Raw genomic sequence first — 20,326 nt, forward strand, 5'->3', positions numbered from 1 at the left:
CGGCGGCCGGGCGGGGAGCGTGGCCGTGGGGCCTCGCGAGACCGTGGCCTGGGCCGGGCGTCCGGGCGTCGGGGCGCCGGACTTCCGTACGACGGTACGACGGCCCTCCTCCGGGATGCGCGAGGCCGCACCGGCCGCGCCTACGGCATACGGCGTCGGCATGCGGCGCCGTGATCGCGGAAGCCCCCGGCGGGTGGCCGGGGGCTTCGGGTCCGCGAGGACGCGCGGGCGGGTGCGGTCGGGGCCCGGGCAGCCGCGGTCACGCGGTCGGAGCCGGGCTCCGCCGGTCGCGCTCGCGCGGTCGCGGTGGGCTCAGGCGGTCGCGGCGAGCGCCGTGACCAGCACCGGGGTCACCTGTTCGATCTGCCAGGGGCGGGCTCCGTAGGCCGCGAGGACCTCGGCGACCGCATCGGCTTCGAGCCGCTGCGGCGGCTCCCAGCACAGCCGCCGGACCGTGTCCGGTGTGATCAGGTTCTCCTGGGGCAGGTTCAGCGCCTCCGCCAGGGCCGAGACGGCGGCGCGCGCCGCCGACAGCCGGGCCGCGGCCACCGGGTCCTTGTCCGCCCAGGAGCGCGGCGGCGGCGGGCCGGCCGGGGTCGCCCCCGGCTGCGGCAGCTCGTGCTCGGGCAGGGCCTTCGCGCGGTCCACGGCCGCCATCCACTGCTCCAGCTGGCGCCGTCCCATGCGCTGTCCGTAACCGGGCAGGGCGGCGAGGGCCTGCGCGTTCGCCGGGAGGGCGAGCGCGGCCTCCACGATCGCGGCGTCGCCGAGCACCTTGCCGGGGGAAACGTCACGTCGCTGCGCGATCCGGTCCCGCGACTCCCACAGTTCGCGTACGACCGCCATCTGGCGGCGGCGGCGCACCTTGTGCATCCCGGACGTACGGCGCCACGGGTCCTTGCGCGGCGGGGCCGGCGGCGCGGCGGCGATGGCGTCGAACTCCTGGTGCGCCCATTCCAGCTTGCCCTGCCGGTCCAGCTCCTTCTCCAGCGCGTCCCGCAGGTCCACCAGCAGCTCCACGTCCAGCGCGGCGTAACGCAGCCACGGCTCCGGAAGCGGGCGTGTGGACCAGTCGACGGCGGAGTGGCCCTTCTCCAGCGCGTAGCCGAGCACGCTCTCGACCATCGCGCCGAGCCCGACCCGCGGGAAGCCGGCGAGGCGGCCGGCCAGCTCGGTGTCGAACAGGGAGGTGGGCATCATGCCTATGTCCCGCAGGCACGGCAGGTCCTGCGTGGCGGCGTGCAGGATCCACTCGGTGCCGGAGAGCGCCTCGCCGAGCGTGGACAGGTCGGGGCAGCCCACCGGGTCGATCAGTGCGGACCCCGCACCCTCGCGGCGCAGCTGCACGAGGTAGGCGCGCTGGCCGTAGCGGTATCCGGAGGCACGTTCGGCGTCGACGGCGACGGGGCCGGTGCCCGCGGCGAAGGCCGCGACCACACGGGCGAGGGCGGTCGCGTCGGCGACCACCGGGGGGATTCCCTCACGGGGTTCCAGCAGCGGGATCGGCAGCCCATCGGACGGAGATTCGTCGTCCGGGGGGCCGCCCCCGGTGGTGGTGCGCAGGTCTGCTGCGGTCTCTTGGGCGTCGGTCACCGGTCAAGGGTATCCGTGGATGCGACGCGCCCGTCGCCGGAACGTTCCGTCGACGGGCGCGGGGTGGAGGCGGGGGTTGGGGCGGAGGCGGGGGTCGTGGCCCGGGTTCCCCGGGGGGCACCCCGAGGGGGCCGCCCCCCGTGCGGCCGGGGGGAGGCGGCCTGGGCGGTGCGCCCGCGAGCCGCCGGGCGGGGTCAGTGGATGATCCCGGTCCGCAGTGCGACGGCGACCATCCCGGCCCGGTCGCCGGTGCCCAGCTTGCGGGCGATCCTGGCGAGGTGCGACTTGACGGTCAGGGCGGACAGGCCCATCGAGACGCCGATGGCCTTGTTGGACTGGCCCTCCGCGACGAGGCGCAGGACCTCCACCTCGCGGCCGGAGAGCTCTCGGTAGCCGCCCGGGTGGCTCGGGGAACCCGGGGGGCGGCGGTGCATGCGGGCGGCGGCGGCGCCGATGGGGGCGGCGCCGGGCCGGGTGGGGAGCCCGATGTTGGTCCGCGTGCCGGTGACGACGTAGCCCTTCACGCCGCCCGCGAGGGCGTTGCGCACGGCGCCGATGTCGTCGGCGGCGGACAGGGCCAGGCCGTTGGGCCAGCCGGCGGCGCGGGTCTCGGAGAGCAGGGTGAGACCGGAACCGTCGGGCAGGTGGACGTCGGCCACGCAGATGTCGCGCGGGCTGCCGACGCGGGGGCGGGCCTCCGCGATGGACGAAGCCTCGATCACGTCACGTACTCCGAGCGCCCACAGATGGCGGGTCACGGTGGAGCGTACGCGCGGATCGGCCACGACGACCATGGCCGTCGGCTTGTTCGGGCGGTAGGCGACCAGGCTTGCGGGCTGCTCAAGGAGAACGGACACCTAGGCCTCCTGGGAGGGAGTGGCGGGACGGCCGGCTCGGGGAAGGAAGCCGGTGCGAACCGTGCGGATGGTCACTGACTCCTTCGGCACGTCACCCGCCCGGCTTTAGGGAATGATCACGATTTGGTGAGTAACAATTCGGGCAATTCGGACGCACGATCGATCAAAGGGTGATCAGAAGGCCGCAATGGACGCCCCGTTCTGACACCCCGTTTAGGGGCTCGGCGACCGCTTCGCCTCCCCGGCCGCCGCCTCCCGGCCGCCCGGCGGGCCCGGTCGCCGCCTCGCCGGCGGGGCCGTATCCGCCCGGGACGCCGTGTCCTACGGCTGGTGCGGACCGCGCCGCTGGGGCAGTGAGACCACACCCGTGCCCGAATCCGTCGGCCCCACCGGCGGCAGCCCGGCGATCTGGCACAGCAGCTCGCACCAGGCCGCCAGGTGCGCCGAGGTGTCCGGCACGCCGCCCGTCCCCTCGCGGGGCGTCCACGAGGCCCTGATCTCGATCTGCGTCGCCGGCCGCCGCTCCGCGAGCCCGCCGAAGTAGTGCGAGCTCGCCATGGTCACGGTCCCGCTCGCCTCCCCGTACGTCAGCCCGCGCGCGTCCAGCGCCCCCGTCAGCCAGGACCAGCACACCTCGGGCAGGAGCGGGTCCACCGCCATCTCCGGCTCCAGTTCCGCCCGTACGAGCGTCACCAGCCGGAAGGTTCCCTGCCAGGCGTCGTGCCCGGCCGGATCGTGGAGCAGGATGAGCCGGCCGTCGGCCAGATCGTCCTCCCCGTCGACGACCGCCGCCTCCAGCGCGTAGGCGTACGGCGCCAGTCTCTGGGGCGGCTTCGTGGGGTCGATCTCGATCCCCTGCCGCAGCCGCGCCTTCTTCAAGCCGTCGACCGCCCGCCGGAACGGGAGCGGGACGGAGCTCTCCTTCGCGCTGTCCGCACCGTCAGCGCCATCTGAAAATCGTCCCTGAGCCGCAGCCATGCGGGGAAGACTAGGCGGAACGGGCGCCCGTACGGCGCAGGGACACCCGCACCGGGCCGGGCACTTCTTCATACGTGCGAAGATTTGGGTCGTGAGCGCCAACGACCTTCCCCCCGCCCGAGGCTTCGCCCGAGCCGGGGAGACCCCCTCCGCGGGCCAGCCGAGCCAGACGTACGACTCCGCCTTCCTGAAGGCGTGCCGCCGCGAGCCCGTACCGCACACCCCGGTGTGGTTCATGCGGCAGGCCGGGCGCTCACTGCCCGAGTACCGCAAGCTGCGCGAGGGGACCCAGATGCTGGAGTCCTGCATGCGGCCGGACCTGGTCACCGAGATCACGCTGCAGCCCGTGCGCCGCCACAAGGTGGACGCGGCGATCTTCTTCTCCGACATCGTGGTGCCGCTGAAGGCCATCGGCATCGACCTGGACATCAAGCCGGGCATCGGCCCCGTCGTCGCCCAGCCGATCCGGCGCCGCGAGGACCTCGCACAGCTGCGCGACCTCACCCCGGAGGACGTCTCCTACGTCACCGAGGCGATCGGCATGCTCACGGGTGAACTGGGCTCCACGCCGTTGATCGGTTTCGCGGGCGCGCCCTTCACTCTCGCGAGCTACCTCGTGGAGGGCGGGCCGTCCCGCAACCACGAGCACACCAAGGCGCTCATGTACGGCGACCCGCAGCTCTGGGCGGACCTGCTGGACCGCCTCGCGGAGATCACCTCGGCGTTCCTGAAGGTCCAGATCGAGGCGGGCGTCTCCGCCGTCCAGCTCTTCGACTCCTGGGTCGGCGCGCTGGCCCCCGCCGACTACCGCCGCTCGGTGATGCCCGCCTCGGCGAAGGTCTTCGAGTCCGTCGCGTCGTACGGAGTCCCGCGCATCCACTTCGGTGTCGGCACGGGCGAGCTCCTCGGCCTGATGGGCGAGGCCGGCGCGGACGTCATGGGCGTCGACTGGCGGATCCCGCTGGACGAGGCCGTGCGCCGCGTCGGACCGGGCAAGGCGCTCCAGGGCAACCTGGACCCGGCCGTGCTCTTCTCCACCACGGAGGCGGTCGAGGCCAAGACGGATGAGGTGCTCGCCGCCGCGGCCGGCCTGGAGGGCCACGTCTTCAACCTCGGCCACGGCGTCCTGCCGACCACGGACCCGGACGCCCTGACCCGCCTGGTGGACTACGTCCACACGCGCACGGCCCGATAGGCCGCCAGGGACCGTTCCGGCGCGGTGGGCCCGTTCCGGCGCGGCAGACTCGTCCGGCCGGCGGGGGTCTCAGACCCCCGCCGAGCGGACCGCGGAGACCGCCTTGCGGGCCGCCACCAGGATCGGGTCCCACACGGGTGAGAACGGCGGGGCGTAGCCGAGGTCCAGCGAGACCATCTGGTCCACGGTCATGCCCGCGGTGAGGGCCACCGCCGCGATGTCCACGCGCTTCGCCGAGCCCTCGCCGCCCACGATCTGGACGCCGAGGAGGCGGCCCGTGCGGCGTTCCGCCAGCATCTTCACCGTCATCTCCCGCGCCCCCGGGTAGTAGCCCGCCGTGTTCGTGGAGCGGATGGTGGCCGTCACGAAGCGCAGGCCCGCCTCCAGCGCGTCCCGCTCGCGCAGGCCCGTACGGGCGATCTCCAGGTCGCACACCTTGCTCACCGCCGTACCGACGACGCCCGGGAAGGTCGCGTAGCCGCCGCCCACGCCGGTGCCGATCACCTGGCCGTGCTTATTGGCGTGGGTGCCCAGCGCGATGTGCCGGTTGCGGCCCGCGACCAGGTCCAGGACCTCCACGCAGTCGCCGCCCGACCAGATGTTCTCGTGGCCCCGCACGCGCATCGACAGGTCGGTGAGCAGGCCGCCCGACTCCCCGAGCGGCAGGCCCGCGGCGCGCGCGAGCGCCGTGCGGGGTTCCACGCCGAGGCCCAGCACGACCACGTCCGCCGGGTACTCGTCGCCCGCCGTGGTGGCCACCGCCCGGGCCCGGCCCTCCTCGTCCGTCAGGATCTTCGCGACGTCGGCGCGGGCGACCGTACGGATGCCCATGCCGTTCATGGCGCTGTGCACCAGGCCGCCCATGTCCGGGTCCAGCGTGGCCATGGGCTGCTCGCCCCGGTGCAGGACGGTGACCTCGAACCCCCGCCCGACCAGGGCCTCCGCCATTTCCACCCCGATGTACCCGGCGCCGACGACGACCGCGCGGCGGCCCTCCGTACGCTCCAGGGTGGTCATCAGGCGCTGGCCGTCGTCCAGGGTCTGGATGCCGTGCACCCCGTGCGCGCCGATGCCGGGCAGCCGGGGGCGGACGGGGCGGGCGCCCGTCGCCAGGACGAGCTTGTCGTAGCCCGTCCAGGATTCGGCTCCGCTGTCCAGATCGCGGGCGCGGACCCGGCAGCCCGGTAGGTCCAGCTCCACCACCTCCGTACGGGTGCGCAGGTCGATGCCGCGGGCCCGGTGTTCCTCGGGGGTGCGGGCGATCAGGTCGTCCCGCTCGGCGACCAGGCCGCCGACCCAGTACGGGATTCCGCACGCGGAGTAGGAGGTGAAGTGCCCCCGCTCGAAGGCGGTGATCTCCAGCTCCGCCGGGCCCTTGAGCCGCCGGGCCTGCGAGGCGGCGGACATCCCCGCCGCGTCACCGCCGACCACCACCAGTCGTTCCGTCGCCATCGCCCGCACCGTCCTTCGCCACCGTCGCCGTCACCGTCGCTCGGGGAACACGCTACGGGCCGGTGATCGAAAGACCGAAGGGCGAGCAGGTGTTCTGTCAGTCCTCCCGGTCCGCGGGCCCCGCCCGCGGGTGATCCGGCGCGCCGCGGCACCGGCGCCGGGTTCGACCGCCGTAGCGAAGGCCGGTTCCGGCGCGGACATGCCTTCCGCGGTCCCGGCCGATCCCGCCGAGGTCCCGGTCCGGCCCGGTGATCGGTCTGAGACGATGTGTCCATGCACGAAGCGGACACGCGTACGGACCGGCCGGGACACACCGGCCCCCCCGGCCATGTCGTCGTCATCGGCGGCGGCATCGCGGGCCTCGCGGCGGCCCACCGGCTGCTCACCCGGGGCGTCCGCGTCACGCTGCTGGAGGCCGGGCCCCGGCTCGGCGGAAAGCTGTATGCCGGTGAGCTCGCCGGAGTCCCCGTGGACCTCGGCGCCGAGTCCGTGCTCGCCCGCCGCCCCGAAGCCCTGGACCTCGCCCGGGCCGTGGGCCTCGGCGAAGCGCTGCAGCCGCCGGCCGCCGCCACCGCCCACCTGTGGACCCGCGGCGCGCTCCGGCCGATGCCGCGCGGGCACGTCATGGGGGTCCCCGGCGACCTGGGACCGCTCGCCGCCTCCGGCGTGCTCTCCCCGGAGGGCCTGGCCCGGATCCAGGCGGAGCGCGACCTGCCGCCGGCCGAGGTCGGCGAGGACGTCGCCGTCGGCGAGTACGTCGCGGCCCGGCTGGGCCACGAGGTCGTCGACCGGCTGGTGGAACCCCTGCTCGGCGGGGTCTACGCGGGCAACGCCTACCGCATCTCGATGCGGGCGGCCGTGCCCCAGCTCTTCGAGGCCGCCCGTACGCACCGCTCGCTGGGCGAAGGCGTAGGGGAACTGCAGCTCCGCGCGGCGCGGCAGCCGCAGGCCTCCGCTCCCGTCTTCGCCGGCATCGAGGGCGGTATCGGGCGGCTCCCGCTCGCCGTGGCCGAGGCCTGCCGGTCGGCCGGGGCGCGGATCCTCACCGGTACCCCCGCGCGCGAGGTCGTGCGTACGGCCGAAGGCTGGCGGGTCCTCGCGGGCGACGAGGCCGTCGAGGCCGACGGCGTGATCCTGGCCGTCCCGGCCGGTCCCGCCGCCCGGCTGCTGGACGGGCTCGCGCCCGCTGCCGCCGCGGAGCTGCGCGGGGTCGAATACGCCTCGATGGCCCTCGTCACCATGGCCTTCCGCCGCGCCGACCTGCCCGCCTCGGTCACCGAGGGCGGCCCCAGCGGATTCCTCGTACCGGCCGTCGACGGGCGGACCGTCAAGGCCTCCACCTTCTCCAGCAACAAGTGGGCCTGGGCGGGGGCGGACCCGGAACTCTTCCTGCTGCGGACCTCCGTCGGCCGCCACGGCGAGGAGGCCGATCTGAAGCGGACGGACGGCGAACTCGTCGACGTCTCCCTCACCGATCTCGGGGAAGCCGTGGGCCTCGCCGCCCGGCCGGTGGCCTCCACCGTCACCCGCTGGGACGGCGGGCTGCCCCAGTACCCGGTGGGCCACCTGGACCGCGTCGCCCGGATCCGCGCCGCCGTCGCGGCCCTGCCCGGCCTCGCGGTCTGCGGCGCCCTGTACGAAGGCGTGGGCATTGCGGCGTGCGTCGCCAGCGCCGGCACGGCCGCGGACGCGGTCGCCGCCGCGTTCCGCACCCCTGGCACAGACCACTGATCAGCACACGGGACAATGGACACATGACTGCACCAGAGAAGATTCCCAACGCGGGGAAGAAGGCGAAGGACCTCAACGAGGTCATCCGCTACACCCTGTGGTCCGTCTTCAAGCTGAAGGACGTCCTGCCCGAGGACCGCGCCGGCTACGCCGACGAGGTCCAGGAGCTGTTCGACCAGCTGGCCGCCAAGGACATCACCGTCCGCGGCACCTATGACGTCTCCGGCCTGCGCGCCGACGCGGACGTCATGATCTGGTGGCACGCCGAGACGGCCGACGAGCTGCAGAGCGCCTACAACCTGTTCCGCCGTACCAAGCTCGGCCGCGCCCTGGAGCCGGTCTGGTCGAACATGGCCCTGCACCGCCCGGCCGAGTTCAACAAGTCGCACATCCCGGCCTTCCTGGCCGATGAGGTCGCCCGCGACTACGTCAGCGTCTACCCCTTCGTGCGCAGTTACGACTGGTACCTGCTGCCCGACGAGGACCGCCGCCGCATGCTCGCCGACCACGGCAAGATGGCACGCGGCTTCCCGGACGTGCGTGCCAACACCGTCGCCTCCTTCTCGCTGGGCGACTACGAGTGGATGCTGGCCTTCGAGGCCGACGAGCTGTACCGCATCGTCGACCTCATGCGTCACCTGCGTGCCTCCGAAGCCCGTATGCACGTCCGTGAAGAGGTGCCCTTCTACACCGGGCGCCGCAAGTCCGTCGCCGACCTGGTGGCCGGACTCGCCTGATACCTCCCTTGGGGGGAAGGAACCGGAGGCGCTACCGTCAGGTGGCTTCCTCCGGTGGATCGGGAGGCAGTGCCCCCGAAACGACGCAGCCGGAGATCCCGCCCGGAAGTTCAGACGACTGGCGGCAGCAGTGCCCTGTGGGCACGCGCTGCCCGGTCGTCCAGCGACACCGGTGCGGGCTCCGGATGCGGCGCACAGGTGACGTGCAGCCCCGGGGTGTCACCCGTCAGCAGATACCGCTCCACGTGACGGTCCACGCAGTCATTGCGTCCGCCGACCACTCCGTGGCTGCCGGCCCCCTTCTCCGTGATGAGCGCGGCCCCGCCGCCCAGCCGGCGCTGGAGCTCCAGCGCGCCCCGGTACGGGGTGGCCCCGTCCCGCTCCGCCGCGACGACGAGCGTCGGGGGAAGCCGCAGGGGCTGTGAGCCGACTGCCACTGCCCGCGGGCGCTCGCGCACCGGCCAGTAGGCGCACGGCAGGTTCAGGAAGGCGTTGGCCCAGGTCTCGAAGGGCGCCGTGCGGGCCAGTTCGGTGTGGTCGCGGTCCCAGGTCTCCCAGTCGCCGGGCCAGGGGGCGTCGTTGCACAGCACCGCCGTGTAGAGCGCCGTCGCGTTCTCGGCGCCGGGCGCCGCCGCCGGATCGGGAGCGGCCTGCTCGATCAGGGGCCCCGGGCCGCCGCGCAGGAAGGCGTTCAGTGCCGCCGCCCGGTCCGGCCAGACGTCGTCGTAGTACGCGCTCTGCAGGAAGGCCGCCTGGAGCTCGCCCGTTCCGACGGTCCCGCCCGCCGGGGTACGGGCCACCGCGGCGGCACGCTGCCGCTTGTACGCGGCCGAGGGCCGGACCGGGAGCTGTGTGGGGGGCCTTCGCCCGGGCGGCGGGGTCCTGGCAGGACAGCGGCGCGGAGCGGGCCGACGCCGCGCGGGGCGTAGCCGACGAGGTGTCGGGCGCGGTCCCCCGGTTGCCGCGGGACGGTGAGGGACCGTCAGGAGGGGGCAGCCCGTCAGGAGCTACTGGAACAGCTGGACCCGGACGACGAACTGCCGCAACTCGAACCACTCGATCCGCTGCTCCCGCAGCCGCCGCCGGAGGACCCGCCGGAGCAACTGCTGCCCGACGAACCGCAGCCCGAGCCGCTGCCGGCGTCGCTCCCGGCGCACCAGACGGCCGGCGCGACCCCGGCCGAGGACGCGGACGACCGCGGCCGCGCCGCCGCCAGCCGGGTGCCGCGCACGGCCGGTACCAGCTGCTCGCGCAGGTAGGGGTCCCGCAGACCGCGCAACCCGAGCAGCGCGGTCTGCACGTGCGGGGCCGGGTCGTTGATGTACGCGGCGCGGATCGCGCACAGGGCCCGCGTCCCCGCCGGGGTGAGCCGGGTCGCGGCCCGAGCGGCGCAGAGGCCGCCCACGAGGGCCCCGGCCAGCAGAGCGGGCAGCACCGTCACGACGAACGGCACCCGGGAGCCGGGCTCCAGGAGGAACTCGATGAAGGTGAGCGGCAGCGACAGCGGGACCAGGACGGCGCAGACCACGGCCTGGACGATCGCCCATCGCCGCCAGGTCCGCCCCCAACCGGGCGGCGAGAGCAGCCCCCGGGCGGCCAGTGCGTCTCCGGTCCCCTGGACGGCCGGATCGAGCATCGCGGCGTACCGCACCTGGTACAGCCAGCCCGAGGGGGCGCCCGCGTGCGCCCGCAGCACCGCGTGCTCGGCCGGGTCCGCGGCCCGCGCCCCGGGGCGGACGTGGACGATGCCCGGACCGCCGACCAAGAGCCGGCCGTCCCAGAGCAGCGAGACGAGCGCGGCGTCCACGACGGCGCCGGGGCCGCCCGCCAGGAAGGCGGCCTCGGACAGGTCCTGGAGGGCCGGCGCCGGTCCGGCCGGTGCGGGCCGGGCCCGGCGCAGGCCCCGGACCAGCAGCACGCTGGAGGTGAGGACGGCTCCCCACAGGCCCACAGCGAGGAGGTTCACACCGCCCTCCCCACGAGCGCCCGGGTCCAGCGCACGATCCGGCCGGGCGGGCGGGCTCCGGCGCGGTCCCGCCACCACCGGGTGAGCCGGCGCCGGGCGGCCGGGTCGGCCGGCAGGTCCTGGATCAGCAGGTGCTCGGCGAAGTCGAGGGCGTCGCGGCGGTATCCGGCCGTCAGGGCGCGGCGGCGGGCGTACGCGAGGAACGCCTCCCGGTACGGGCCGTCGCCGCCCAGGATCGCGGGCAGTTCGGGCGCCAGCCGTGCCACCACCCCGGCCCGCTTGGCGGCCAGCGCCCGGGCCTGCACCCGGATCCGCTGCCGGTCGAAACCCTCGGGCACGGGCGTACCGGCCACCAGCGCCGACAACAGCGCGGCCTGCCCGAGCCCGACCCGGGTCCGGGCGGCCTCGGTGGCCCGGGCCGGGGCGGCCTGCGGGGTCGGGGCTCCCGGGCCGGTGGCGTGCGGGGCGGGAGCCCCCGGGCCGGTGGCGTGCGGGGCGGGGGCTCCGGAAGCCGGCGTCCACGTCCGGCCGGCGGCGCCGTGGACGGCCGCCGCGCCGTCCGTCACCACCGCCCGGATCGCCGCCAGCTCGCCCGCGAGCTCCGGCTCCGCCGGGAAGTCGTCGTCCCGCTCCAGCAGTACACCCGGCGGGTCCACCCGGGAGCGGAGCTCGGCCAGCAGGTCGAGCACCACCGGCGGGACCGGGTGCGCGTGGGTGTCGTGCCAGACGCCGCCACGCTCGACGCCGCCCGCCACGTGGACGTACGCCAGCGCCTCCAGCGGGATCGCGTCCAGCACGGCCATCGGGTCCTCGCCCCGGTTGACCCGGTTGGTGTGCAGGTTGGCCACATCGATGAGGAGCCGTACGCCGGTCCGCTCGACCAGCTCGGTCAGGAACTGGGCTTCCGTCAGTTCCTCGCCGGGCCAGCAGATCAGCGCGGCGATGTTCTCCAGCGCCAGCGGTACGGGCAGCGCGTCCTGCGCGATCCGGACGTTCTCGCACAGCACGTCCAGCGCGTCGCGCGTGCGCGGTACGGGCAGCAGGTGCCCGGCCTCCAGGGCGGGCGAGGAGGTCCGGACGAAGGCGATGTGCTCAGTGACGAGCGGCGCCCCCAGCGCCACCGCCCGCTCGCCGAGCTCCGCCAGCTTCGCCGGAGCCGGGCGGTCGGCGCCACCGAGGCCCAGCGAGACGCCGTGCGGCACGACGCGCGTACCGCGCTCGCGCAGGCGCACCAGCGCCTCGGGCAGGTGGCCGGGGCAGATGTTCTCGGCCACGACCTCGACCCAGTCCAGGCCGGGCAGCCGCTCGACGGCCTCCGCGATCTCCGGCCGCCAGCCGATGCCCACCCCCAGGCGTGCCATGGGCTTCATGTCCCCCCGCCCCCTCTCATCGGACCGTGTGCCGATGTCATGGCCCCGGCGGAGTCGGGCCAACCGCCGGAAGGGACCTTCAGAGCAACATTTGAGGTTCCGGGAGGGGCCGCCCGAGGCGGGCACGCAGCGCGGGGTGATCCGCGATCACGGTCGCGGAATTCGGCGCGATCTCCGTGAAGCCCGCGTCCCGCACGACCGGCAGCCCGCTCCCGCTCAGCTCCGCCCACCGCTCGCGCGCCGCCGTCCGTACGGCCAGGCGGAAACCGGAATCCTGCCATGCGGCCCGCTCGGCGCCGGTCAGTTCCCACCATGCCAGCTGCGCCCCGTGCCCGGCCTGGGCCATCGCCTTGCCGGCCGACATGTCGAGGTCGGGGCTGAGCCACAGGACGGGGATGCCCGGCTCGGGCGGCGCGACCGGCGCGGGATCGTCCAGTTCGGTGCCCGAGACCTGGAGCTTGGCGAGTTCCCTGGGCCAGCCGTCGAGGGGCACCGGCGGGAAGACCCGTACCTCGCAGCCGTCGCCGTGCACGGTGACGCCGGGCAGCGTCCCCGCCTTGCGCCACTCCGCCCCGCGCGCCCGCCGGACCACCTTCCGGATCCGGGCGTCCTGCCACCCCCGCACGGCCTCAGCCCACTCGCCCTCGCCCCGCGCCCGCTCGTCCGTCAGCAGGACCAGCACCGCGCGGGCGGCCGTCTCCAGCGCGTCCGTACGGGCGGGCGGCTCGGCCTTCTCGATCCGCACCACCAGCGGCAGGACGAACTCGGGGGCTCCGTCGGGGGCGACGGCATCGCCCGGCGCCTCGGCGGCGTCGCGGGCCTGGTGGGTGTGCTGGCTGCTCATCCTGCCAAGGATGCCAGGTCACCGAGACGGCGGTGGCGACCTGACCCTCCACCACGTGGCCCTGGGCCGCCTTCGCGCCGGAGGGTTTCCGGCGGGGTGGGCGGGGGCGGCGGGCCTGGTCAGGGCTTAGCGGGGGTGAGTACGCTCGTACGTATGGACCCGCTGGACGAAACCACCTCGTACTGCCCCGCCCCGGCGGCTCCGGCCCGGCCCGCGCAGGGGCCTCCGTACGCCGACTGCGTGGAGTGCGGCAAGCCGACCGAGTACGGGGTCGCGACCCCGGGCGTGGTGCTCTGCCCCGTGTGCGAATGGCAGGACGCCGAGCGCACGGCCTGCTCCGGCTAGGCCTGTCCGGGCGATCTCCCCCAGCTACCGCTGGGAGGGGCCCCCGGGTTGTCGGAGCGCGCGGGTACGGCCACGTACGAGCTGCGCACCTCCGCCTTGCGATGCACAGCACCAGACGACGCGGCCCGATCCACGAAGACCGCCCGGACAGGACCCGGGCGGCCGGCTCTTACGTGCCCATCAGGTCGGAGACCTTCACGAACCGGTAGCCGCGCTCGCGGAGTTCCGGCACGATCTTGCGGATGGCCGCCTCGGTGACCGGGGCGGCGCTGCGCGTGCAGTGCATGACCACCACCGAGCCGGGCTTCACCCCGGCGAGCACCTGCTCGGCCACCGCGTCCGCGTCCGTCGCGAAGGCGTCCCCGCTGACGACGTCCCACTGGACGGCCGTGACCTCGGCCGTGGACAGGGCCCGCAGCGCCTGGTCGTCGTAGCAGCCGCCGGGGAAGCGGAAGTACGGGACCGTGTTGACGGCGCCCGCCTTGCGGAAGGCCTCGAAGGCCCGGTCCACATCGGCCCGGGCCCCGGCGGGGTCGAGCGCGGGAAGCCCGTAGCAGGGTGAGGTGAAGGCGTGGTGGCTGTAGGAGTGGTTCGCGATCTCGAAATTCGGGTCGGTGCCGATGGACTTCGCCTGGTCCGGATACTCCTCGGCCCAGCGGCCCGTCATGAAGATCGTCGAGGGCACCCGGAGGGCGCGCAGAGTCGCGATCAACTCGGGGTTGTCGAAACGTTCGCCGCTCGCGGCGCGCGCACCCTGATCGGAGGTCATATCGGCGTCGAAGGTCAGCGCGACGGTCTTGTCGTTCTGCTGCCGCGCCCGCGCGAAGACCGCCGTCAGGCCGTTGGGTCCGGGTGCCAGGGTCGGGGCCTTGGCGGGCGCGCCGGGCTGCGGGGCGGCGGAGGAGGAGGCCGCAGGGGTGCTCAGGCGGGCTTCGCGGCCGGTGTTCGAGCTGCCGGAGCCGCCTCCGCATCCTGCGAGGGCGGCCGTGAGGGCGGCACTGAGGACGGCCGCGGCCGTCACGTTGCGCACAGAAGTGGTCACGTAGGGAAAATATATGACTATCTGACCAGTGGGCGGCTACGGCACTCCGGCGGACCGCACGCACCCCCGGCCGGTGTCCGAGCTGTCGGAGCTGTCCGAAGCTCAGTGCCACGGCCCGGTCACCGCGAACGTCGTCCCGGGGGCATAGGCGTTGACGTACATCGTCCGGCCGTCAGGCGAGAAGGTGACGCCCGCGAACTCCCCCCACTGCGGCGTCCCCGGCCGTCCGGTGTCCTGGGCGTTGCGCGCCAGCGGGTAGACCTCGCCGCCCACGGTCACCCCGAGGACGTACTGCGCGCCGCCGCCGTCCTCGCAGACCATCAGCCCGCCGTCCGGGGCCAGGCAGATGTTGTCGGGGGACTCGCCCGGCAGCCGGATGTCCGTGGCCGGGCCGAAGACCACATCCAGCCGCAGCCGCGCCCGGCGCGGATCGTAGGACCACACCTGCCCGTAGTGGTCGCCGGCCGCGCCCTCGCGGCTGCGCGCGTAGCTGGAGACGAAGTGGACGCGCGGGCCGCCCCAGTAGCAGCCCTCCAGCTTCTGCGCGTGGGTGATCCCGCCGGGACCGAAGTCCTGGAGGCGGATGGGGGTCCGGGCCGCCGAGGGATCCGGTACGGGCACCCACTCCACCGGGAACTCCGCCCCGTGCGCGTCCACCACCGCGAGGTCCGCCACGCCCCGTACGCGCAGGGCCTCCAGGGCGCCTCCGGCCCGCAGTGAGCCGGGTCCGGCCAGCGGCCGGGCGGGCAGGAACCGGTAGAAGAGCCCGAAGGGCGCGTCGAAGGCGTCCTCGGTCTCGTAGACGACCCCCTGGTACGGGTCCACGGCGACGGCCTCGTGGGCGAAGCGCCCCATCGCGGTGAGCGGGACCGCGCCGCAGCGGTGCGGATCGGCGGGGTGCACCTCGAAGACATAGCCGTGGTCCAGCGTGTAGCCGTGGCTGCCCGCCCGGTCCTCGGTCTCCTCGCAGCTCAGCCAGGTGCCCCAGGGAGTCGGGCCGCCGGCGCAGTTGACGGCGGTGCCCGCGAGGGCGACGCGCTCGCCGGTGAGGCGGCCGGCCGGATCGAGATCGAGGACCGTGCAGCCGCCGAGGGCCTGGGGGTCGTACGTCAGTCCCGTGACGGCGGGGACGCGCAGGGCCGCGGCGGCGCGGTTCTCGTGGTTGCGGACGAGCCGTACGCGGCCACCGCCCCCGGCGTCGAAGGCGGCCATGCCGTCGCAGTTCGCCGGAACGATTCCCTCCCCGGAGCGCAGGGGGTCACCGGCGCGCGAGAGGACCCGGTACGAGAACCCGGCCGGCAGGTCGAGCAGTCCGCGCGGATCGGGGACGAGCGGACCGTACCCCCGGGTCGTCGCCACGCGAACGGCGCTGGCCGGACCGGTGAAGAGCGCGCCCAGCGCCCCGCTGAAGGCGATCCCTCCGGCGGCGAGCAGGCTGCGTCGGGTGAGGGACATCGGCGGCTCCCGGGGGCGCGACTGGAGTATGACCGGCTCGTCGTACCACGGGCGTCCGACCCGGCCGTATCGGCGCGGGCGCGCCCGCCCCGCCGTCACACCACCGGGGCCCCGGCGCGGTCCGGTCGGCCGCTCTGCCGGGGGCGGGCGGCCGGTCGCGCGCGGGGCGGTGGCTCAGAGGGGCGACGCTGGGGCCCGGCAGCGGCGGCGGAACCGCGCACCCCCGCCGGCCCGGCGCCGTCCCGGGCCGCAGCCCCGCCGGACCGGACGAGGGAACCGTCAGACGAGTTTGGCGCTCAGCGTGATCGTCGTACCCGTCAGGGCCTGGCTGACCGGGCAGTTCTTCTTGGCGTCCTCGGCCGCGGCGGTGAAGCCGTCGTCGTCCATGCCCGGTACGTCGCCCTCGACGGTGAGGTGGATGCCGGTGATGCCCTGGCCGGGCACGAAGGTGGCGGCGGCGGAAGTGGTCAGCTTGGCCGGCGGGCTGCCCGCCTTCGCCAGGACGTTCGACAGCGCCATGTTGAAGCAGCTGGAGTGCGCGGCGGCGATGAGCTCCTCCGGGCTGGTCCGCCCGTTCGCCACCTCGTCGGTCCGCGCGGGCCAGGAGACCGGGTAGCTGCCGAGGCCGGAGGAGTCGAGGGTGACGACCCCCTTGCCCTGGAGCAGATCGCCTTCCCAGACGGCGTGTGCGTTGCGTGTGGCGGCCATGGTGGATCCCTTCGCAGAAGTGGACACGGCCGGGCGCCTGCAAGGGGCCCGGCGCTGCCAAACCTACTGCGAGACCAGGGGCTTCGCGTCGCGTGTCAGCGCGGTGAGCCGCGATATGGCGCGGAAGTACTTCTTCCGATACCCGCCGTTGAGCATGTCGTCACTGAAGAGCCGGTCGAAGGAGCCCCCCGAAGCCAGGACCGGGATCTCGCGGTCGTACAGCCGGTCGGCCAGCACCACGAGCCGGAGCGCCGTCGACTGGTCCGGCACCGGGCCCACATCGGTCAGGCAGACCGCCGATATCCCGTCGGTCAGGGCGCCGTAGCGGCTCGGGTGCACCCGGGCCAGGTGGTCCAGCAGGCCCGGGAAGTCGTCCAGGCTCGCGCCCGGGGTCGCGTACGCGGCCTTGGTGACCTGCTCGTCGGAGAACGGCGCCGGCGCCTCCGGCAGGCCCCGGTGCCGGTAGTCCTGCCCGTCGATCCGCAGCGGCCGGAAGTGCGCCGACAGGCCCTGGATCTCCCGCAGGAAGTCGGCGGCGGCGAAGCGGCCCTCGCCGAGCTTGCCGGGCAGGGTGTTGGAGGTGGCGGCCAGCGCCACGCCCTGCTCCACGAGGCGGCTGAGCAGGCTGGAGACCAGGACGGTGTCGCCCGGGTCGTCGAGCTCGAATTCGTCGATGCACAGCAGCCGGTGCCCGCCCAGGGTCCGTACGGTCTGCTGGAAGCCGAGCGCGCCGACCAGGTTGGTCAGCTCCACGAAGGTGCCGAAGGCCTTGAGCGCGGGCTCGGCCGGGGCGGCGTGCCACAGGGAGGCGAGCAGGTGGGTCTTGCCGACGCCGTAGCCGCCGTCGAGGTAGACCCCGCGGGGGCCCGTGGGGGCCGCCGGCTTCTTGGCGAACCAGCGCCGCTTGCCCGCGCCGCTCGCGTGCGCGCCGCCGAGCCCGGCGGCGAACCGGCTCAGCACGGTGACGGCCTCGGCCTGGCTGGGCTGGGCCGGGTCCGGCTCGTACGTGTCGAAGCGCACCGAGTCGAAACGCGGCGGCGGCACCATCTCCGCCACCAGCCGTTCGGCGGGCACCCGCGGCTCACGGGCGCACAGCGCCTGCGGGCCCGCGTCGGCCGGCCAGTGCCGGTCAGGGGCGGAGCCAGCGGCGGGACCGGAGGTGGAGAGGGATGTCGACACAGCTCTTAACTTTACGCGGCGTGGCACACTGCACCGATGCGACGCCTGTTCCCTGTGACCGATCAGACACCAGCCCCGCACCAGGACCAGGACGACCGCGAGTGGTCGCTGGACGAGCTCGCGGAGGCGTACGCGTACCCTCCGCTCCCCGGCGGCGCCCACTGGCTGCGGGCGAACATGGTCTCCACCCTGGACGGCGCCGCCCAGCACGACGGGCGCTCGCAGCCCATCTCGGGCGCGACGGACATGCGGATCTTCGGCACGCTGCGGGCGCTGGCCGATGTGGTGGTCGTGGGCGCGGAAACGGTTCGCCAGGAGGGCTACCGCCCGGCCCGGGCCCGGGAGGACTTCGCGGCCCGCCGCGCGGCCGCCGGGCAGGGCCCCGCCCCCGCCATCGCGGTGGTCACCGCCGGCCTCGACCTGGACTTCTCGCTGCCCCTGTTCACCTCGCCCCTGGTGCCCACCCTGGTGGTCACCGGGGCCGCCGCGCCGGCCGACCGGGTGGCCGAGGCCGCCGGGGCCGGGGCCACGGTCGTGGTGGCGGGCGAGGGAGCGGCCGTGGACCCGGCCCGCGTCGTACGCGAGCTGGCCGGGCGGGGGCTGCGCCGCCAGCTCACCGAGGGCGGCCCCCGGCTGCTGGGCCAGTTCGTGGCCGCCGACGTGCTGGACGAGCTCTGCCTGACGATCTCGCCCATGCTGACGGCGGGCGATGCCCAGCGGATCTCCGGCGGCCCCTCGGTCGCCGTTCCGCAACGGCTGGCGCCCGCTTGCGTACTGGAGGAGGCCGGGTTCCTCTTCACCAGTTACCGTCGGATCTGACAACGGGCGGAATTTCTCGTTCCGCTTAGCTTCCGCTGGGCACATATACCTGCGCTAGCCCCGTGCGACAGCGGGGCAGGATGGTTTCCGCAGGGGTCGGGCAGCCGGCCTCGGCCCATGAAGGAGAGGGCGTCCGTGTTCACGAGCGTATTGATGATCGAGCAGCCGCTGACCACGGTGGACGTGGACTTCGTCACCACCCTGCACGGAGACGACCAGGTCTCCTTCATCGTCCTCATGCAGCCCAGGGGCGACCAGGACCGACTGCTGCGCGCCATCGACGACGTAGCGCTCGGAGAGCTTCCCGAGGCCATTCGCGAGGCCGACGAACCGGAGGGACCCGCCGCCCGCGGCCCCGCCGAGCAGGCCCTGGCGCACTCGTTGGAGGCTCTGCGCAAGAGGGGCGCCAAGGCGGTCGGGCACATCGTGGAGAAGCACCCACTCGACCATCTCAAGGCCGTCGTGGACGAGACCGGCGCCGACGAGGTGATCGTCCTGACCGCCCCGCACTTCGTGGAGGAGTTCTTCCACCGCGACTGGGCCTCGCGGGCGCGGCACAAGGTCGGCGTTCCGGTGCTCAAGCTCTTCGCCCACAACGAATAGGCTGGGGCGGTCCGAGCGCAAGCTCACCCCACAGCATCGACTCTGGAGCGACCTGAATGAAGCCCGGCCTGCCGACCGCCATGGAACGGCCCCACTTCATCGGCATCGGCGGCGCCGGCATGTCCGGCATCGCGAAGATCCTCGCCCAGCGCGGCGCGCGGGTGGCCGGCAGCGACGCCCGTGACTCCGAGACCGCCCAGGCGCTGCGCGCCCACGGCGCCACGGTCCACATCGGGCACGCGGCCGGCCACCTCGCCGCCGACGCCACCTGCGTGGTGGTCTCCAGCGCCATTCGCGCCGACAACCCGGAGCTGGCCCGCGCCGCCGAGCTGGGGATCCCCGTCGTGCACCGCTCCGACGCCCTCGCCGGCCTGATGGAGGGCCTGCGGCCCATCGCCGTCGCCGGTACGCACGGCAAGACCACCACCACCTCGATGCTGGCGGTCTCCCTGTCGGCCCTGGGCCTGGACCCCTCCTACGCCATCGGCGGCGACCTGGACGCCCCCGGCTCCAACGCCCACCACGGCGAGGGCGACATCTTCGTCGCCGAGGCGGACGAGAGCGACCGCAGCTTCCACAAGTACAGCCCGCAGGTCGCGATCATCCTGAACGCGGAGCTCGACCACCACGCGAACTACGCGTCGATGGAGGAGATCTACGAGTCCTTCGAGACCTTCGTCTCCAAGATCGTGCCCGGCGGTACCCTCGTCGTCGCCCACAGCCAGGCGGGGGCCGCCGAGATCGCCGCCCGGGTCGCGGGCAGGGACGGCCTCACGGTCGTCACGTACGGCGAGGAGGACGGGGCCGACGTACGGATCACCAAGATCACCCCGCGTGGCCTGACCAGCGAGGTCACCGTCCTCATCGGCGGCCGGATGCTCACCTTCACCGTCTCCGTCCCCGGCCGCCACTACGCGCACAACGCCGTCGCGGCCCTCGCCGCCGGTGTCGCGCTCGGTATCCCGGCGCACAACCTGGCCTCCGCGCTCGGCAAGTACACCGGCGTCAAGCGCCGCCTGCAGCTCAAGGGCGAGGCCGCCGGCGTCCAGGTCATCGACTCCTACGCGCACCACCCCACGGAGATGACCGCCGACCTGGAGGCCATCCGCGGGGCCGCCGGGGACTCCCGCATCCTGGTCGTCTTCCAGCCGCACCTCTTCTCCCGTACGCAGGAGCTGGGCAAGGAGATGGGCCAGTCGCTGGCCCTCGCCGACGCCTCCGTGGTCCTGGACGTCTACCCGGCCCGTGAGGACCCGATCCCGGGCGTCACCAGTGAGATGATCATCGCGGCGGCCCGCGCCGCGGGCGCCGACGTCGCCGCCGAGCACGACCAGGAAGCCGTCGCGGAGGTCATCGCGGGAATGGCCAAGCCCGGTGATCTCGTTCTCACCATGGGTGCGGGCGACGTCACGGACCTCGGTCCGGCCATCCTCGCCCGCCTGGCCAACTGAG

General features: G+C 74.3%; 18 protein-coding genes and 1 pseudogene. 7 read left to right on the plus strand and 12 right to left on the minus strand.

Going from position 1 to position 20,326, the window contains the following annotated elements; genetic code table 11:
* Window positions 1-312 precede the first annotated feature (312 nt).
* The 3 genes from ACWDX7_RS15255 to ACWDX7_RS15265 all read right to left on the minus strand — a co-directional run bounded on the left by ACWDX7_RS15255 (window position 313) and on the right by ACWDX7_RS15265 (window position 3,428).
* Window positions 313-1,593 (minus strand): HRDC domain-containing protein, encoded by a 1,281-nt coding sequence (locus ACWDX7_RS15255; RefSeq protein WP_451489761.1) that lies wholly within the window; start codon window positions 1,591-1,593, stop codon window positions 313-315.
* 194 nt (window positions 1,594-1,787) lie between these two features.
* Window positions 1,788-2,450, minus strand: a complete 663-nt coding sequence (locus tag ACWDX7_RS15260; protein WP_355409765.1) for a helix-turn-helix transcriptional regulator — start codon at window positions 2,448-2,450, stop codon at window positions 1,788-1,790.
* Between the two features lie 321 nt (window positions 2,451-2,771).
* Complete coding sequence (locus tag ACWDX7_RS15265) at window positions 2,772-3,428, minus strand: DUF3000 domain-containing protein (RefSeq protein WP_451489760.1); 657 nt, start codon at window positions 3,426-3,428, stop codon at window positions 2,772-2,774.
* A gap of 187 nt (window positions 3,429-3,615) precedes the next feature.
* Here ACWDX7_RS15265 and hemE point away from each other — a divergent pair, with 187 nt between their 5' ends.
* A complete protein-coding gene (hemE, locus tag ACWDX7_RS15270) occupies window positions 3,616-4,623 on the plus strand; it encodes a uroporphyrinogen decarboxylase (RefSeq protein WP_451489867.1) in 1,008 nt (335 codons plus the stop codon).
* Window positions 4,624-4,692: 69 nt separating this feature from the next.
* On the opposite strand, the gene ACWDX7_RS15275 is transcribed toward hemE, so the two are convergent.
* On the minus strand, window positions 4,693-6,075 hold the full coding sequence (locus ACWDX7_RS15275; protein ID WP_451489759.1) for an FAD-dependent oxidoreductase: 1,383 nt from the start codon (window positions 6,073-6,075) through the stop codon (window positions 4,693-4,695).
* 273 nt (window positions 6,076-6,348) lie between these two features.
* On the opposite strand from ACWDX7_RS15275, the gene hemG reads away from it, so the two are divergent.
* Entirely contained in the window at window positions 6,349-7,806 is a 1,458-nt protein-coding gene (gene hemG / locus ACWDX7_RS15280; protein ID WP_451489758.1) for a protoporphyrinogen oxidase, read from the plus strand.
* Window positions 7,807-7,829: 23 nt separating this feature from the next.
* Window positions 7,830-8,543 (plus strand): hydrogen peroxide-dependent heme synthase, encoded by a 714-nt coding sequence (hemQ, locus tag ACWDX7_RS15285; RefSeq protein WP_451489757.1) that lies wholly within the window; start codon window positions 7,830-7,832, stop codon window positions 8,541-8,543.
* A gap of 110 nt (window positions 8,544-8,653) precedes the next feature.
* Here the strand turns inward: hemQ and ACWDX7_RS15290 are convergent.
* From ACWDX7_RS15290 to ACWDX7_RS15305, 4 genes and pseudogenes are all read right to left on the minus strand, one after another.
* Window positions 8,654-9,349: pseudogene (locus ACWDX7_RS15290) on the minus strand (alpha/beta hydrolase); the annotation flags it as partial.
* Between the two features lie 194 nt (window positions 9,350-9,543).
* The gene (locus ACWDX7_RS15295; RefSeq protein WP_451489756.1) at window positions 9,544-10,509 is read right to left on the minus strand and encodes a TIGR04222 domain-containing membrane protein; all 966 of its coding nucleotides are present in this window, start codon (window positions 10,507-10,509) and stop codon (window positions 9,544-9,546) included.
* The gene (locus ACWDX7_RS15300) at window positions 10,506-11,879 is read right to left on the minus strand and encodes a DUF692 domain-containing protein (protein WP_451489755.1); all 1,374 of its coding nucleotides are present in this window, start codon (window positions 11,877-11,879) and stop codon (window positions 10,506-10,508) included. Before ACWDX7_RS15300 ends, ACWDX7_RS15295 begins: the two co-directional genes overlap by 4 nt.
* Window positions 11,880-11,958: 79 nt before the next feature.
* Window positions 11,959-12,723: an aminoacyl-tRNA hydrolase gene (locus ACWDX7_RS15305; protein WP_451489754.1), complete on the minus strand. Its 765-nt coding sequence runs from the start codon at window positions 12,721-12,723 to the stop codon at window positions 11,959-11,961.
* 153 nt (window positions 12,724-12,876) lie between these two features.
* On the opposite strand from ACWDX7_RS15305, the gene ACWDX7_RS15310 reads away from it, so the two are divergent.
* Window positions 12,877-13,068, plus strand: coding sequence for a hypothetical protein (locus tag ACWDX7_RS15310; RefSeq protein WP_451489753.1), 192 nt, complete (start codon window positions 12,877-12,879; stop codon window positions 13,066-13,068).
* 169 nt (window positions 13,069-13,237) lie between these two features.
* Here the strand turns inward: ACWDX7_RS15310 and ACWDX7_RS15315 are convergent, their stop codons facing one another.
* The 4 genes from ACWDX7_RS15315 to zapE form a co-directional block, all read right to left on the minus strand.
* Window positions 13,238-14,110, minus strand: a complete 873-nt coding sequence (locus ACWDX7_RS15315; protein ID WP_451489752.1) for a polysaccharide deacetylase family protein — start codon at window positions 14,108-14,110, stop codon at window positions 13,238-13,240.
* A gap of 102 nt (window positions 14,111-14,212) precedes the next feature.
* Window positions 14,213-15,565, minus strand: a complete 1,353-nt coding sequence (locus ACWDX7_RS15320; protein ID WP_451489751.1) for an alkaline phosphatase PhoX — start codon at window positions 15,563-15,565, stop codon at window positions 14,213-14,215.
* A 279-nt stretch (window positions 15,566-15,844) separates the two neighbouring features.
* The gene (locus tag ACWDX7_RS15325) at window positions 15,845-16,273 is read right to left on the minus strand and encodes an OsmC family protein (protein ID WP_451489750.1); all 429 of its coding nucleotides are present in this window, start codon (window positions 16,271-16,273) and stop codon (window positions 15,845-15,847) included.
* 63 nt (window positions 16,274-16,336) lie between these two features.
* The gene (gene zapE, locus ACWDX7_RS15330) at window positions 16,337-17,452 is read right to left on the minus strand and encodes a cell division protein ZapE (RefSeq protein ID WP_451489749.1); all 1,116 of its coding nucleotides are present in this window, start codon (window positions 17,450-17,452) and stop codon (window positions 16,337-16,339) included.
* 36 nt (window positions 17,453-17,488) lie between these two features.
* Here zapE and ACWDX7_RS15335 point away from each other — a divergent pair, with 36 nt between their 5' ends.
* The 3 genes from ACWDX7_RS15335 to murC all read left to right on the plus strand — a co-directional run bounded on the left by ACWDX7_RS15335 (window position 17,489) and on the right by murC (window position 20,325).
* The gene (locus tag ACWDX7_RS15335) at window positions 17,489-18,271 is read left to right on the plus strand and encodes a pyrimidine reductase family protein (RefSeq protein ID WP_451489748.1); all 783 of its coding nucleotides are present in this window, start codon (window positions 17,489-17,491) and stop codon (window positions 18,269-18,271) included.
* Window positions 18,272-18,406: 135 nt separating this feature from the next.
* On the plus strand, window positions 18,407-18,874 hold the full coding sequence (locus ACWDX7_RS15340; protein ID WP_451489747.1) for an indole-3-glycerol phosphate synthase: 468 nt from the start codon (window positions 18,407-18,409) through the stop codon (window positions 18,872-18,874).
* Between the two features lie 56 nt (window positions 18,875-18,930).
* Window positions 18,931-20,325 carry a UDP-N-acetylmuramate--L-alanine ligase gene (gene murC, locus ACWDX7_RS15345; protein ID WP_451489746.1) on the plus strand — a complete coding sequence of 465 codons (1,395 nt, stop codon included), beginning with the start codon at window positions 18,931-18,933 and terminating at the stop codon, window positions 20,323-20,325.
* Window position 20,326 lies beyond the last annotated feature (1 nt).

It is taken from the genome of Streptomyces sp. NPDC003034, assembly GCF_053591375.1.

Coding starts and splice junctions, on each gene's coding strand:
- ACWDX7_RS15310 (WP_451489753.1), top strand. CDS start 12,877: ATGGACCCGCTGGACGAAACCACCTCGTACTGCCCCGCCCCGGCGGCT.
- ACWDX7_RS15300 (WP_451489755.1), bottom strand. CDS start 11,879: ATGAAGCCCATGGCACGCCTGGGGGTGGGCATCGGCTGGCGGCCGGAG.
- ACWDX7_RS15325 (WP_451489750.1), bottom strand. CDS start 16,273: ATGGCCGCCACACGCAACGCACACGCCGTCTGGGAAGGCGATCTGCTC.
- ACWDX7_RS15305 (WP_451489754.1), bottom strand. CDS start 12,723: ATGAGCAGCCAGCACACCCACCAGGCCCGCGACGCCGCCGAGGCGCCG.
- ACWDX7_RS15335 (WP_451489748.1), top strand. CDS start 17,489: ATGCGACGCCTGTTCCCTGTGACCGATCAGACACCAGCCCCGCACCAG.
- ACWDX7_RS15320 (WP_451489751.1), bottom strand. CDS start 15,565: ATGTCCCTCACCCGACGCAGCCTGCTCGCCGCCGGAGGGATCGCCTTC.
- murC (WP_451489746.1), top strand. CDS start 18,931: ATGAAGCCCGGCCTGCCGACCGCCATGGAACGGCCCCACTTCATCGGC.
- hemQ (WP_451489757.1), top strand. CDS start 7,830: ATGACTGCACCAGAGAAGATTCCCAACGCGGGGAAGAAGGCGAAGGAC.
- hemG (WP_451489758.1), top strand. CDS start 6,349: ATGCACGAAGCGGACACGCGTACGGACCGGCCGGGACACACCGGCCCC.
- ACWDX7_RS15275 (WP_451489759.1), bottom strand. CDS start 6,075: ATGGCGACGGAACGACTGGTGGTGGTCGGCGGTGACGCGGCGGGGATG.
- ACWDX7_RS15265 (WP_451489760.1), bottom strand. CDS start 3,428: ATGGCTGCGGCTCAGGGACGATTTTCAGATGGCGCTGACGGTGCGGAC.